At 43.6% G+C, this 15,105-nt stretch carries 14 protein-coding genes; 10 read left to right on the top strand and 4 right to left on the bottom strand.

Annotated features, from left to right (window positions below; translation table 11 throughout):
* Nucleotides 1-33: 33 nt before the first annotated feature.
* Nucleotides 34-576, bottom strand: coding sequence for a DUF4287 domain-containing protein (locus tag BCU57_RS15680; RefSeq protein WP_102440257.1), 543 nt, complete (start codon nt 574-576; stop codon nt 34-36).
* 257 nt (nt 577-833) lie between these two features.
* Between BCU57_RS15680 and BCU57_RS15675 the strand changes: the two genes are divergently transcribed.
* Nucleotides 834-977, top strand: coding sequence for a hypothetical protein (locus BCU57_RS15675; protein ID WP_157936457.1), 144 nt, complete (start codon nt 834-836; stop codon nt 975-977).
* A 124-nt stretch (nt 978-1,101) separates the two neighbouring features.
* Entirely contained in the window at nt 1,102-2,109 is a 1,008-nt protein-coding gene (locus BCU57_RS15670) for a DUF4382 domain-containing protein (RefSeq protein WP_102440258.1), read from the top strand.
* Nucleotides 2,110-2,570: 461 nt separating this feature from the next.
* On the opposite strand, the gene BCU57_RS15665 is transcribed toward BCU57_RS15670, so the two are convergent.
* The 3 genes from BCU57_RS15665 to BCU57_RS15655 form a co-directional block, all read right to left on the bottom strand.
* Nucleotides 2,571-3,332: a hypothetical protein gene (locus tag BCU57_RS15665; protein ID WP_241903586.1), complete on the bottom strand. Its 762-nt coding sequence runs from the start codon at nt 3,330-3,332 to the stop codon at nt 2,571-2,573.
* Nucleotides 3,333-3,466: 134 nt separating this feature from the next.
* The gene (locus tag BCU57_RS15660; protein WP_102440259.1) at nt 3,467-5,386 is read right to left on the bottom strand and encodes an alkaline phosphatase; all 1,920 of its coding nucleotides are present in this window, start codon (nt 5,384-5,386) and stop codon (nt 3,467-3,469) included.
* 12 nt (nt 5,387-5,398) lie between these two features.
* The gene (locus tag BCU57_RS15655; protein WP_102440260.1) at nt 5,399-6,982 is read right to left on the bottom strand and encodes an alkaline phosphatase; all 1,584 of its coding nucleotides are present in this window, start codon (nt 6,980-6,982) and stop codon (nt 5,399-5,401) included.
* 278 nt (nt 6,983-7,260) lie between these two features.
* Here BCU57_RS15655 and BCU57_RS15650 point away from each other — a divergent pair, with 278 nt between their 5' ends.
* The 8 genes from BCU57_RS15650 to BCU57_RS15615 all read left to right on the top strand — a co-directional run bounded on the left by BCU57_RS15650 (nt 7,261) and on the right by BCU57_RS15615 (nt 14,605).
* Nucleotides 7,261-8,493 carry a DEAD/DEAH box helicase gene (locus BCU57_RS15650; RefSeq protein ID WP_102440261.1) on the top strand — a complete coding sequence of 411 codons (1,233 nt, stop codon included), beginning with the start codon at nt 7,261-7,263 and terminating at the stop codon, nt 8,491-8,493.
* 47 nt (nt 8,494-8,540) lie between these two features.
* On the top strand, nt 8,541-8,924 hold the full coding sequence (locus BCU57_RS15645) for a VOC family protein (RefSeq protein WP_102440262.1): 384 nt from the start codon (nt 8,541-8,543) through the stop codon (nt 8,922-8,924).
* A gap of 143 nt (nt 8,925-9,067) precedes the next feature.
* Entirely contained in the window at nt 9,068-9,886 is an 819-nt protein-coding gene (locus BCU57_RS15640; RefSeq protein WP_198589978.1) for an ion transporter, read from the top strand.
* A 164-nt stretch (nt 9,887-10,050) separates the two neighbouring features.
* Complete coding sequence (mpl, locus tag BCU57_RS15635) at nt 10,051-11,439, top strand: UDP-N-acetylmuramate:L-alanyl-gamma-D-glutamyl-meso-diaminopimelate ligase (RefSeq protein WP_102440264.1); 1,389 nt, start codon at nt 10,051-10,053, stop codon at nt 11,437-11,439.
* Between the two features lie 88 nt (nt 11,440-11,527).
* On the top strand, nt 11,528-12,199 hold the full coding sequence (locus BCU57_RS15630; protein WP_102440265.1) for a flavin prenyltransferase UbiX: 672 nt from the start codon (nt 11,528-11,530) through the stop codon (nt 12,197-12,199).
* A gap of 7 nt (nt 12,200-12,206) precedes the next feature.
* Nucleotides 12,207-12,737 (top strand): hypoxanthine phosphoribosyltransferase, encoded by a 531-nt coding sequence (gene hpt, locus BCU57_RS15625; protein ID WP_102440266.1) that lies wholly within the window; start codon nt 12,207-12,209, stop codon nt 12,735-12,737.
* 162 nt (nt 12,738-12,899) lie between these two features.
* The gene (locus BCU57_RS15620) at nt 12,900-13,835 is read left to right on the top strand and encodes an ABC transporter ATP-binding protein (RefSeq protein ID WP_102440267.1); all 936 of its coding nucleotides are present in this window, start codon (nt 12,900-12,902) and stop codon (nt 13,833-13,835) included.
* Complete coding sequence (locus tag BCU57_RS15615) at nt 13,835-14,605, top strand: ABC transporter permease (protein ID WP_102440268.1); 771 nt, start codon at nt 13,835-13,837, stop codon at nt 14,603-14,605. Before BCU57_RS15620 ends, BCU57_RS15615 begins: the two co-directional genes overlap by 1 nt.
* The last annotated feature ends 500 nt before the right edge of the window (nt 14,606-15,105 follow it).

Below are 15,105 nucleotides of genomic sequence, written 5' to 3'. Positions count from 1 at the left end.
TTCAGTTTAAGCAGCTAACCTGTATCACTGCTATTAAACAGATTGATCGTATGCTAAAAGCAACCATTGCTTTACTTCATCATTCACATCCGCAATATCTTTTAATTGTATGCGATGGCTACACATTGCACCAAAAGGCCCAGAATCTTCAAGGCAACCTTGAGGTTGTGTGTCTTTGATTTTTAACCCTAGGTCGATACGGGTTTTGGTCGCAGGTTTAATCAGGGCAAATTGTTTTTTCCTAATGATACTCACTGTCGCTTTTTTAGGGGTTATCACTACGTCTTGGCCAAAGCCGCTCACAATAGCAATAAGCACATCATAGATTGGCGTCAGGGCTTCTTTGCCTTGATATTGTTGAGTGACTAACTCATCAGCTGATTCGTCTTTTTGTTTTGATAAGGTGACGATGGTATTGGCAAACCCATGGCTAACATCATGTTCAGCTTTCAAATATTTTACTGCCATTCCATGCTTTTCAATGTTCTGCTTTGCAAGTATATCGAGCCACTCTGGTAATGACTTGCCTGTTTTTTCTGGCATATTAGCAATCATGGTTTGCAGTGCTTTATCCATTTCGGTCTCCAATCGATGGCAAACATCGTTTATGTTTGTACTTATTAAAGGTAGTCATTTGAAACCAATAATGCACTGGTTTTATTTCAATCTTCATAAGCAAGTGTATGGGAGTTATCTACAAATATTGAAAATGAATATTTAGGTAATATCCACGGTTTAAAATAAAGTTAGGCGGTTAGACACATTATCATCATGCCAGATGAGCTTGTAAGGAATAAACTGAAGTCGATATCACTCTTGCTTGCGGATTTACTATGAACCACTTCGCCATATTCGGTCTGGGCGGTGCATTGCAATCGCCATTTTGGTTTGTTGCCGATGGATTAATCGCGGGTTGGATTATTGGCTATTTTGCTACCAAGTTTGGTGGTTATGGACCAAGCACGGCAGGACATTAACATTGTCATGACCTAAGTGTTATTTGGGCGTAGGTATTGATACGACTGTGCTTTCGTCGAGCTGTGCTGTGACTTGCTATGCTACACTTCAACCTTAGGTTGTAATGATAAAGGTCGATAACCAATGAAACTTTCAAAAATAGCATTTCTTATCGCAACGGCTGGATTATTAACGGCCTGTGGCGGAAGCGATAATGATGACTCTACTCCTGTCATTGAAACTGGCACCTTTAATTTAGGGGTATCAGATAACCCTGCTGATGCAAAAAAAGTCACCATAGCGTTTAAGCAAGTGGTGTTAAAAAATGATGCTGGCAGTATCTCATTTGACGTGTCAGAAGACGGCGAATTAAAGCAAGTCGATTTATTAGAATTTCAAGGCTCAGAGGTTGAAACCTTAGTGAGCGGCCAAGATGTGGTTGTTGGTGAATACCAAATGTGTATTTACATGGAAAACAGTGAAGTGGCCAATGAAGAAAGCTCCTATGTACAAACGATGGACGAAACCATTGCAGGGTTAACCACTAACAGCAATGGCAGTTGTGGCGGGGTTGGCGCTGAAGATGACAATACTGGTCGCTTGTTCTTTAATAAAGCATTCACCATAGCAGCGGGTAACAATAGTTTTGTGGCTGAGTTTAATTTACAAAAAGGCTTACAAGGGCCAAAAGGTAATAAAGACTACTGGACCTTAAAGCCAACATCAGTGCAATTGGTAAATAGTGCAGAAGTTGGCGCCATTAATGGTAGTGTCTCTACTGAGGTGATTGAGCAATGTGAAATGGCAGCTGGGGGCTCAGAGTTTAGCTCGGCAGTGTATTTATACCCTGAAGCCACAGCCCTTGAAAATATGGATGATTTTCGTGATAGCGAAAGTCAGTTCATCATGGTGGCGCCTATTGCAGCAGCCAGAGTTAATCCTGTTTTGGATGCAAACGATGATGTTGTAAGTTATGACTACGAGTTTGGTTTTGTGGTCGCCAATAACTACAGCTTAGGTTATACCTGCGTTGCGCAAAATGATGACCCTGAATTGCCAAATACCCCAGAAGATGATCCGGCTTTTTTCCTCCATGCCGATGAGCAAGAGGTTATTGTGATTAATGGTGAAACCACAGAGCGTAGCTTTTAATTTTAACGGCTATTTTTAACAGCTATTTTAACAGCTAACGTTAAGTTATTAATTCGTTCAAATGCGAATAAACTGAAAGTTGCCGAGTATTCTCTAGGGTCTGTTGATCTTTGCTGGTGGCATTTTGTTCGAGATAAAAACGAATTAAGCGCGGCGAGTGGAGTGCAGCCTAGCAATCTAAGCGCTCTTTGTTTGCAAAAAATTCACTCAACAAAGCGTAATTCGTTTTTAGCCGAATCCTTCGGACAGCGTTTGTTGGCCATTTTTACTTCGTTATCGGCTTATTATGTAGAATAACTACACTGCAAAGCCTCTGCCTTGTATAAATGGCCAACAATTCGCTGCAAAAACAACCGTGAAAGATCAACAGACCCTAGGCACACAGTAACCAATACTGTGTAGCTTAATCAGAAAGTCGGCATTTTTATTGGATTACTTCTACTGCCCTCAATGCTCAATGCTTAATGAGCATGCCCATTACCTGCAAGCGCTTTGCCTTCGGTGTCATAAAACCCAGATGCGCCGTGCTCAACAAACCCCAAAGTTACCATGTTCGTTAAAAACTCATCGCTATGATCGTCGCCAATATCGGCGTAATCGGTCATTTTGTAATGATTAAGCTGTTTGAAAAAAGCAGCGACTTTATCTGCATCATGGCTGAGTTCAGTGAGTTGCCATTGCTCATGTGTTTGATGTTGTCCTTGGCCTTTTGTCCAACTAAAGCGGCTGATAAGTTGTAGTTCAGGTAACCAAACTAGCTCAATTTTACTGTTTGCAGAGGTTTGAGTGAGCACTTGCTGACGCTCACAGCCTTTGCCTGTTTCGGTGCTAAGTGTTAACTGTGAAATAAGCTTGTCAGAGATAAATTGATAACGATATGACCAGTCGTGTTCAGACTTGCCGTGAACCATTTCGCCTGGTTGGTATTCAATACCGCGTTGATAGCCATCAAAAAAACGGGTGGGTTTGATTTGCTTATTATTGAGCAAAAACCATGATTCAGTGATATCAGTTTGCGGGTATTGATGCGCCACGGTATTGCCTTGGCGCCATAAATTAAGGCTGCTTTTATTCTGGTGTTGGCTGACTGGACTATCAGTGGAGGTGAGTTGATAACTTGCCTGTAAGCTTGACGAGGATAAGTCGCATTGGGCGTAACTTGCAGCGGATAAAGTGATAAGCAGACTTGAAAACATGATTGATAAAGGCAGAGGTAACTTCACGGGAACTCCTATGACATTGCTGATAGTGATGCATGTCGATATAAAAAGGTTAAGGCTAAAATAATCAATTAAACCAAGGCTGCAATTAGGTTGCAGCCTTGGCTTTTAGACTCGTTCGCTTACAAGCGAACGGTTTAGTTCGCTATTGCTGCGTTCGCTTTGTTGGTTAAGTCGGCGGCAAAGTCCATGATGTGATAAATCACACTCTGTTCATTGGTGCCGTTAACTAACATTGCCCCTGGGCCGTAAGCATAAATACCGACATCTTCACCCGCATGGGTTTCAGAGCTAGTCGGCACTAAAGACTCCTGGTGAAAACCTGTTGAAGCAGTGTCGATATCGGTTAGGTCAAAACGACCTGCAGTAATATCTTCACCGTATCCAGCATCGGCATCGGTTTCAGTGCCGAGGTTTTTATAGCCGCGACCATTGGTGTAACCCAGTGTGGTGTATGGCATGCCATCTGCCGCAGTTGATGGTTCTTCGCTACCAATGCCAACCACTTTACCTAAGATTGGATTACCGCGTTTAGGGTAACCAGCAATGGTAAATACGTGGCCATGATCGGCGGTGACAATGATTAACGTATCTGACATATCGGTCATTTCAACGGCTTTGGCAATCGCATCAGAAAATGCAATTGTGTCCGTTAGGGCGTTGTATGCACTGCCTGCGTGATGGCCGTGGTCGATACGACCAGACTCAACGGTTAAGAAGAAACCTTCATCATTGTTATCAAGGATATCAATGGCTTTAGCGGTCATTTCTGCAACCGATGGCTCGCCCGCAACATCATTAGTGCGGTCAGCTTCATACTGCATATGAGACTCGTTAAATAAGCCCATTACGCGAGTCGTGCTAGCTGCATCAATGGCATCAAAACCTGCTTGATCCATCACATAAACACCGTCTGCATAAGTGGCTTGCCATTCTGCAGTTAAGTCACGACCATCGGTGCGGTCACCTTCAATTGAACTGACGGCATCTGCTGAGTTATAAGCAGCATCTTTAGGTAAAAAGTGACGACGACCGCCGCCCATTACCACGTCGATACCATCAACATCAATACCGCTAATACGCGCTTCTAGGTTGGCTTCGAAGTTGACTAATTGGTCAGCAATATCTTTACAACCACCGGATACCGCATCTTCTGGCATGTCGGAAATATCTTCCCAGTTGCGATCAGCTGACTTTGCGTAGGTCGCCGCTGGCGTTGCATGAGTAATACGCGCCGTTGAGATAACCCCTGTAGATTTACCCGCGATTTCAGCCAGTTCTAATGCGGTAATTAACTCTGTGCCCGCAACAGTGCTACAGTCGCCGCGCTCAACATGTTCATCAACACCTAAGACACCAGCGTCAGATTTAACGCCGCTCATCATTGCAGTCATAGTGCCTGCTGAGTCAGGGGTTTGTGCATCAACGTTGTAGGTTTTAGCTAAGCCTGCAAATGGGAAGGTATCGAATGAAAGGTTATGCTCTTCACCGTTTTTACCTTGCATTTGGCCTTCTAAAATACGCGCTGCTGTCACCGTTGAAATGCCCATGCCGTCACCGACAAATAAAATCACGTTTTTAGCACTGCCACGTAATTCGTTTAAGGCGCTAGCATTAGTTGCCGCAACAGATGGTACTGATGTTTTAGCGCTGCTCGTTGTAGCCATACTTGGCGTTGTGGCAGCAAGCCAATTTTGGCGTGCTGCGGTGATTTCTTGCTGACCTGCTACAAACCAATCGTTGTTAACGCTGGTTAATATGTCGCTGGTGCTAACGGTTGAATTACCAGGAGCACAGATGTATTCAGTGGCTGTGACTTCAGTGCTTTGCAATTCACCATCGCTGTCGGTATCAATACCTGAGTCAATTTGCACGCCGCTGTTAGGACAGTTTGCATCGCCAATGGCTAAAGCTGTTTGCACGATAAGGCTCGTTGAACCATTTGAACCATTTGAACCGTTCGAACCATCGGCACCGTTTGAACCATCATCACCGTCTGAACAAGCAGATAGACCCATTACAGCAAGGGCGACTAGGGATAGATTTAAGTTTTTCATGTTCATTCCTGCTTATTGCTGAATTAAGTCGAGAGATTGCTCAATAAGGTGAAATACCACGCTTTGCTCAACAACGCCTTGTACCAGTTGTGCGCCTGGACCTTGTGCATGCAAAGTGATGTCTTCACCTGAGTGGGTTTCTGAGCTCATTGGAATTAAGGCTTCCTGGTGGAAACCAGAAGTCGTTGTATCAATATTGGTTAGGTCTTGACGACCCGCGTTAACGTCTTCGCCGTAACCTGCGTCAGCATCGGTTTCATCACCTAAATCGTGGAAGCCATTACCGTTGGTGTAACCTAAAGTGGTGTAAGGTAGGCCATCAGATGCTGTTGAAGGTTCAGTGCTACCGATACCAACAACTTTACCTAAGATAGGGTTGCCGCGTTTTGGGTAACCGGCAATGGTGAACACGTGACCGTGGTCAGCGGTAACCAGAATCAGTGTTTCGCTTGGGTCAGTTTTTGCGACCGCTTCTTTAACGGCATCAGACAATGCAATGGCATCGGTTAACGCGTTATAAGCGCTACCTGCGTGATGACCGTGGTCAATACGGCCTGATTCAACCATTAAGAAGAAACCGTTATCGTTATTATCTAGAATATCGATAGCTTTGCTGGTCATTTGTGCAATTGATGGCTCACCTGCTACATCATTGTCACGGTCAGCTTCATACTGCATATGAGATTCGTTAAATAACCCCATCAGCTGCTTGGTGTTTTCGGTATCAATGGCATCAAATCCTGCTTGATCCATTACATAAACACCTTCGCTGTATTTTGCTTGCCACTCAGCGGTTAAATCTCGTGAATCTGTGCGATCGCCTTCAATCTCACTCACGGCATCTGCGCTGTTAAAGCTAGCATCCTTTGGTAAAAAGTGACGACGACCGCCGCCCATAACCACGTCGATACCATCAATATCAACACCTTTAAAACGGGCTTCGACATTGGCTTCAAAATTCACTAGTTGATCGGCAATATCTTTACAGCCGCCAGTTACCGCATCTTCTGGCATGTCAGAGATATCTTCCCAGTTGCGGTCGGCAGATTTTGCATAAGTTGCAGCGGGTGTAGCGTGGGTAATGCGCGCAGTTGAGACAATACCCGTTGCTAAACCTTTAATTTCAGCAAGCTCAAGCGCTGTGACTACTTCGTTACCAGCAACGGTTGAGCAGTCGCCGCGCACGATGTCTTCATCAACACCTAATACACCAGCATCACTTTTAAGACCCGACATCATTGCTGTCATGGTGCCTGCAGAATCTGGGGTTTGCGCATCAACGTTGTAGGTTTTGACTAAAGCAGTGTGGGGGAATGTTTCAAAGCTTAAGTAGCCTTCTTCACCAGGGTTTCCTGCCAATTGCCCTTGAAGAATGCGTGATGCCGTTAGGGTAGAAACGCCCATGCCATCACCGACAAAAATGATCACGTTTTTAGCTTTGAATTGATTATTGGTATTCAGTTTTGCATCGATTGCGCTTTGTGCATCAGTAAACCAAGCATTTTCAGTTTGGTATGTCGGTAGCACTTCAGCATTTAGGGCACTTGAAATGACTAAAGCAAGCACACCATATGATGCTTTCCAGGTCTTATTCATTATGTTGTCTATCCTATTGACGAGTTGGGTGGGGTAGGCTGCAATTCGTGGCTCAACCCTTGGAAACTTGAAAAGCATAGAGCGGTTATATGAACAAGGTCTTACGCAAAGTTGATGCTTTTGTGATCGAAATGTTTCGCTTTTGTGTCTTGGCAGTTGTATGCACTAATTAATAGCCTACAAATGACATCATCAAGCTGATGGTAATGACAAAACTCTTCCTATTGAGAAAATAACCAGCATGGTAAACTTTGGGGTATCTGTTTTTAGGAGTGTTTATGTCTTTTTCTTCGTTATCGCTGCAAGCTGAGTTAGTTGAGCATTTAGCCCGTTTAGGTTACGAGCAACCTACACCGATCCAGCAACAAGCAATTCCAGTGGTGCTTGCCGGAAAAGACGTATTAGCTGGGGCGCAAACGGGTACGGGTAAAACCGCAGCCTTTGCATTGCCGATAATACAAAAACTCGTTAATACATCGCCTTGTGAGCATCAAGAACGCACTCGCGCGTTAATATTGGTGCCAACACGTGAGTTGGCCCAACAAGTAAACCAAAGCATTCAAACCTATGCCGAGCACACTCAAATTAGCTCGCTAATGGTGTATGGCGGCGTGAGTATTAAAGCGCAGGCTGATGCCATTAAAGCGGGGGCAGATATTATTGTTGCTACGCCGGGCAGGTTATTAGATCACTTACGTAATCGAGTGATGACATTATCAAACGTCAGCCAGTTGGTATTTGATGAAGCCGACCGCATGTTAGACATGGGCTTTAGAGATGAAATTATCGAGGTATTAAAGCGCCTGCCAAAAGAGCGGCAAACCTTATTGTTTTCAGCAACGTTAGATGAGCGTATTTTTAAGTTCAGTAAGCGACTGCTGCAATCGCCTCAAGTGATTGAAACCAGCGAGCGCAATACGACAGCAGCCAAAATTGTTGAGCGGGTGTATAACCTTGATGCCAATAAAAAAATGCCCGCATTGTGTCACTTGATTAACAAAGAAAGTTGGCAACAAGCGTTAATCTTTAGCCGCACCAAGCAAGGGGCGGATAAAGTGGCGGCGCAGATGAAACAAGCTGGGGTCAATGCCGCGGCGTTTCATGCCGACCTGTCACAGGCGGTGCGTGAAAGTGTGTTAGCCCAATTTAAGTCGGGTGACATTAAAGCGCTGGTGGCCACCGATGTTGCTGCCAGAGGGCTAGATATTAATGAGCTAAACTATGTGGTGAACATTGAGCTGCCGTTTCAAAACGAAGACTACATTCACCGCATTGGTCGCACAGGCCGCGCTGGCAAAGCAGGCCAAGCCATTACTTTGTTAAGTGTTGATGATGAGCCGCAATTAATAAAACTGGAAGCCTTTTTAGATAGACGTTTACCACAGCAATGGCTGGTGGGTTTTGAGCCTGATTTAACCCAAGTTGCCCCCGTGACCCGTAAAACGAAAAAGGGATCCCTTAAGCAACAAGCCCGCCAAAAAGCCTTAGCGCAGTCTAAAAAAGGCCGTTAAGCTGACTTACAGCAGTTGCTAATATCACTAACTGAATAGGAAAGGCTATGTTTAAAGGTATTCATCATGTGGCGATCATTTGTGAAGATTATCCGCGCTCAAAACACTTCTACACTGAAGTTTTAGGCTTTAAGGTGTTGGCAGAAAACTACCGTGAAGATCGCCAATCTTACAAGCTTGATTTACAGCTGGCAGATGGCAGTCAGATTGAGCTGTTTTCTATTCCAAACTCGCCTATACGCCCCAGTTATCCTGAGGCTCAAGGACTGCGTCATTTAGCCTTTAAGGTCACCGATATTGATGCGGTCGTGGCGCATTTAACCTCACAAAATGTCGATGTCGAGCCTATTCGAATCGATGAATACACTGGCAAGAAGTTCACTTTCTTTAGCGATCCTGATGATTTACCGCTAGAGATTTATCAAGGCTAGTTGCCAACCTAAGTATTTTATTAACTGTAACATTAGTGATAGCTGAAGCTTTTAATTCTAATTTAAGCATGGTTCAGTAGGCTCTGCTGTCCTCAAAAGTGCGCCTCATTTGGAGAAAACCATTCATTATGCAAGCAACAGGTATGCTCTCAGTACTAAAAAAAATTGACCAAAGCAAAACCTTCCAGGGATTTGTTATTTTTGTGATTATTGTGTCGGCATTATCTATTGGTGCTCACACCTATCATTTGCCTACTTGGCTTGAAAACAGCTTATATGTGTTGGATATTGCCATTACAGTGTTCTTTTTGTTTGAGCTCATTATTCGCTACATGGCCAGTGATGGTATTAAGTCCTTCTTCTCCAAGGGCTGGAATATCTTCGACACCATTATTGTGATTGGCAGTTTAGTACCATTGGGTGGCTCCACCATATTACTGGCGCGACTATTACGTATTTTCAGGGTGTTACGACTGGTGTCTATGGTGCCAGAGCTGAGAATGTTGATTAATGCGCTGCTTAAAGCCATTCCACGCATGGGTTATATTGCATTATTAATGTTTGTAATCTTCTATATTTATGGCGCGATTGGTAGCATGTTTTTTGCCCATGTGAATGACTTTTTATGGGGCGATGTGTCTATTGCGATGCTGACATTGTTCCGTATTTCTACGTTCGAGTCATGGACCTCGATCATGTACGAAACCATGGCAGTGTATCCACTAAGTTGGCTGTATTACTTGACGTTTATTTTCTTAACGACTTTTGTGTTTTTAAACATGATGGTGGGCGCAGTGCTAGATGTGATGGGCGAAGAAACCAAAATAATGCGTGAAGAGCAAGAAGCCAACGATGATAAAAACGTTGAGTCAAAAACAGCGGCAACCGCGGAAGATATTCAGCAGCTGCACGATAAGATAGATAAGTTAACCGCGCTGCTGCAAGCTAAAACGAATACTTAAAACTACAACCAAGGCTTAAGCAGTAATCTAAGCCAAGCTTATGGATAGCCCCTTAAAACAGGCAAGCATTTATGCTTGCCTGTTTTGTTAGCAGCGATAACTGACATTAACCCCCTATTTGCATTAGAATAGCCCCCTGATTATTTTTTAAGTAGAGCAACGGCATGCACGTACATATTCTTGGAATTTGTGGCACTTTTATGGGCGGTTTAGCGTTATTAGCCCGCGGTATGGGACACAAAGTCACCGGTAGTGATGCCAATGTGTATCCACCTATGAGCACCCAGCTAGAACAGCAAGGTATTGAGCTTATTCAAGGCTTCGACCCTGTGCAGCTGGGTAAAGAAGGTGAAAATCAGCCAGATTTAGTGGTCATTGGTAATGCTATGAGCCGTGGTAATCCTTGTGTTGAAGCAGTATTAAACCGTGGCATTAAATACACCTCAGGGCCGCAGTTTTTATCAGAATATATCTTGCCAGAACGCTGGGTACTGGCGGTATCAGGCACCCATGGTAAAACCTCAACCTCCAGTATGTTGGCGTGGGTATTAGAATATTGCGGCTATGAGCCGGGCTTTTTAATTGGTGGCGTACCGCAAAACTTTGGCGTGTCAGCCCGTTTAGGTAACTCGCCTTTTTTTGTGGTTGAGGCCGATGAATATGACAGTGCCTTTTTCGATAAACGCTCTAAGTTTGTGCATTACCGCCCGCGTACTTTAGTGGTTAATAATCTTGAGTTTGATCATGCCGACATATTTGCCGATCTGGCTGCTATTCAGCGCCAATTTAATCATGTTATCCGCACGGTTCCCAGTGAAGGTAAAGTCATTTGGCCTGCTGAAGTAGAGGCGGTAAAACAAGTGATTGAATTAGGTTGTTGGAGCGAGCAAGAGCATTTTTATGCCACTGAGCATAGCGCCACAGGCTGGTATGGTAAAACCATTGCTGCAGACGGTCATGAGTTTGAAGTGAAGTTTAATGGCGAGTCCCAAGGCATATTAAACTGGGGCTTAATCGGTCAGCACAATATTGAAAATGCCATAATGGCCATCGCAGCAGCAAGGCATGTTGGCGTAGCGCCAAGTCATGCTATTGAAGCCTTGAGCCAATTTGCGCCGCCAAAACGTCGTTTAGAGCTATTAGATACCGTTAATGGCATTGCGGTTTATGATGACTTTGCGCATCATCCAACGGCCATTGAAACGACTTTACAAGGCCTGCGCGCCAAAGTGGGCGAGGGCGATTTAGCTACAGGTAAATTAATCGTGGTGCTCGAGCCGCGCTCAAACACCATGAAAAGCGGCGTACATAAAGACACTTTAGCAGCATCTATGGCCTTAGCGGATTGCGCCTTTTTGTATCAAGCGGACAATGTCGGCTGGGATTTAAAAGCCAATATGGCTAGCGCCAGTATTCCTGTTGCCGTGTTTACGGATATCGACGCCATTATTGCTCAAGTTAAAGCTCAAGCACAAAGTGGTGATACCGTAGTGATTATGAGTAATGGCGGCTTTCATGGTATCCATCAACAATTGATAAATGCCCTAAAATAACCTTTTAGATAAGGTTAGATTAGGTTAATAGTCATCAATAAGTCGGTTTTGGCCGTATAAGCGGTAAAGCTTGATTAAAAGAGAACATATGAGTAATTCGAACCACCCGTACGCAAAAAAAGAAAAGGCCATTAGTCTCGCGTGGACTGGCGCTTCTGGTGCGCCCTATGGTTTAAAGTTACTGCAGTGCTTACTGACCGCCGATTACCAAGTGTTTTTGATGATCTCAAGTGCTGCCAGAGTGGTGCTTGCCACTGAAGAAGGTTTGCAACTGAGCGCAAACTCAGAAAAAGCCTGTCAGCAGTTATTAGCCCATTTTAAGATGGATAAAAATGCTGCTGGTGAGCTGGTGGTTTTGGGCAAAGATGAATGGTTTTCGCCACCGGCATCTGGCAGTGCGGCGCCAAAGCAAATGGTGGTTTGCCCCTGCTCAACAGGCACTTTAGCGGCGATTGCCACCGGAATGAGTAATAATTTGTTAGAAAGAGCGGCAGATGTAGTAATAAAAGAGCGCGGTCAATTAATCCTTGTTCCTCGGGAAACTCCTTTTAGTGCCATACACTTAGAGCATATGTTAAGCCTGACTCGCAACGGCGCGACCATCATGCCAGCGGCACCAGGCTTTTATCATTATCCCAAATCGATAGAAGATCTGGTAAACTTCATGGTTTCCCGAATTCTAGATCATTTGGGCATAGAGCACGGGCTGATAAATCGTTGGGGATATGCCAACGACAAGTCCGAAAAAATCGACAATTGAGAGTAATATGAAACACACAACAGAAGTGATGATTTCTGCAGAAGAAATCAGCGAAAAACTGGATATATTAGCTGAAAGGATTAATACCCATTACGCAGACAGCGAACGTTTGCTAATGGTCGGCTTATTGAAAGGGTCTGTGGTTTTTATGGCTGACTTATGTCGCCGTATCAAAGGCCATGTTGAAATCGACTTCATGTCAGTTTCAAGTTATGGCAATGCAATGACAAGCACACGTGACGTGAAGATCCTTAAAGATGTATCATCTGAGATTGCCGGACGTGACGTATTGATTGTTGAAGATTTAATTGATTCAGGTAATACCTTAAATAAAGTACGTGAGATGTTATTACTGCGTGAGCCTAAAAGCTTAGCATTATGTACATTACTCGATAAGCCAGAGCGTCGTGAAGTTAATGTACCAGTCGACTTTATTGGTTTTACCATTCCTGATGAGTTCATCGTCGGCTATGGTATTGACTACGCAGAGCAATATCGTAACTTACCTTACATTGCTAAAGTTGTACCATTAGATTAATCCAATCTGTGGTCGACCAACTCCCGCTATAGGCGGGAGTTTTGTTTTGGGCGTCAGAAAATTTTGCGTGTTAATCATTTACATTAGGTCATTAAGATCATGTAATTAAGACAGTGTAATTAACAGCACGTCATTCGCAATTCATGAACCAGAGGTATCACAATGAGCAACCCCACCAAAGCGTTGGTGATCGAAAACCTGCAAAAAACCTATAAGAGCGGTGTTCAAGCGGTTAAAGGCCTTAGCTTAACCGTAGAGCAGGGCGATTTTTTTGCGCTATTAGGCCCCAATGGTGCGGGTAAATCGACGACTATTGGCGTGATTAGCTCATTAGTGCAAAAGACATCAGGCAGCGTTAAAGTGTTCGATTATGATATCGACAACAACTTAGAGCGCGCCAAAATGTGCATTGGTTTAGTGCCGCAAGAATTTAACTTCAATCAGTTTGAAACCGTGCTGCAAATTGTAGTTAACCAAGCCGGTTACTATGGCGTGACCCGCGCTGTTGCATTACAGCGTGCTGAAAAGTATTTAAGCCAGTTGGATTTATGGGAAAAACGTGACAGCCAAGCACGAGCGTTATCAGGCGGTATGAAGCGCCGTTTAATGATTGCTCGCGCGTTAATGCATGAGCCGAAACTGCTGATCCTTGATGAACCAACAGCAGGGGTAGATATTGAGCTTCGCCGCTCGATGTGGGCGTTCTTAAAGCAAATTAATAGTCAGGGCGTGACCATTATTCTCACCACCCATTACCTTGAAGAAGCGGAAATGCTGTGCCGCAATATCGGCATTATCGATAAAGGCTTATTGGTTGAATGCACTAGCATGAAAAGCCTACTCAGTAAGCTGGATGTGGAAACCTTCATTTTAGATTTACGCCGCGATATTGAAGCTGCGCCAAGCCTAAATAATATGAGTTGCCGTTTGGTCGATGGTCATACGCTGGAAGTAGATTTGGCAAAAGCCAACAATCTCAATGATTTGTTCGGCCAATTAAGCCAGTTAAATATTGAAGTGCTATCAATGCGTAACAAGGCGAATCGCCTTGAAGAGCTATTTGTCGAGTTAGTTAAAAAAACTAAGGACTCAAAATAATGAACAAGCTTTATTGGATTGCCTTTAAAAGTATTTTAATTAAAGAAACCAATCGTTTTACCCGTATTTGGGTACAAACCTTAGTGCCGCCAGCCATTACCATGACCTTGTACTTTTTGATTTTTGGTAACTTAATTGGCAACCGTATTGGTGAAATGGGCGGCGTATCGTACATGGAGTTTATTGCACCAGGTTTAATCATGATGTCGGTTATCACCAACTCCTATTCTAATGTGGCCTCGTCCTTTTTTAGTGCCAAAATGCACGGCAGTATTGAAGAGTTAATGGTGGCACCTGTGCCGCATTATGTGATGATTGCCGGTTTTGTTGGCGGCGGCGTCGCCCGTGGCTTAAGTGTCGGCTTGATTGTGACCTTGGTGGCAATGTTCTTTGTTGATTTAAGCCTGCATCATGTTGGCTTAGTGATTATGACGGTGTTTTTAACCTCGGTGTTATTTGCGTTAGGCGGGTTAATTAACGCGGTATTTGCCAAAAGCTTTGATGACATTAGCATTATCCCCACTTTCATTTTAACGCCACTGACTTATCTTGGTGGGGTGTTTTACTCGCTGTCATTACTACCTGATTTTTGGCAAGGCGTGTCAGCGCTAAACCCTGTGGTATATATGATAAACGTGTTCCGCTACGGCTTTTTAGGCTTTGCTGATATCAGTGTGCCGTTATCAATTGCCATTATGGTAGGCTTTTGTGCCTCGCTATGGTTTGTAGCATACTACCTTATTTCACGTGGCATCGGCCTACGTAGCTAGGTTTAGTTAGCTGTTAAGCTAGCTTGGTTAAACTTCCTTGGTTAAATGTAGCTGAGCAAGATTGTTGAAAGGACTCTAATGAGTCCTTTTTTGTTATTTGGCTGTCGCTTTAACTAAATCGCGACATAACTATGCTGCAATGGTAATTACTGAGAAAAACTTAATTCTTAGCTGTTAATGGAGGAATATCAGCTGATCATTTGCCATTTTAATCCTTTTCGCTTCCATTCTTAAACTTCTCTCATTCACTTAAGGCTTTACGATTGAGTCATTATTGTTTGGCATTAGCAGACTATTGTCGGGGTTAGTATTGGTTGAAGTGTAATAGTTAAATTCAGCTTTGAGCTATTTATTGTTGAAGCGCTACACATCAATATTAATAATTCGTCATATGAATAGTTTTAAAAATACTAATAAAGGGGCTTAGCCTTTTTATATTATTCTTGGATATTACTTTTAATTTGAGTTGATATTAAATCTACTTATAGCTTCATTTAATC

Origin of the sequence: Shewanella sp. 10N.286.48.B5 (assembly GCF_002874355.2) — a bacterium.
Lineage (GTDB): Bacteria > Pseudomonadota > Gammaproteobacteria > Enterobacterales > Shewanellaceae > Shewanella.
Note: the sequence above shows the minus strand (reverse complement) of the source record. Positions and strands in the feature narration are given on the sequence as shown.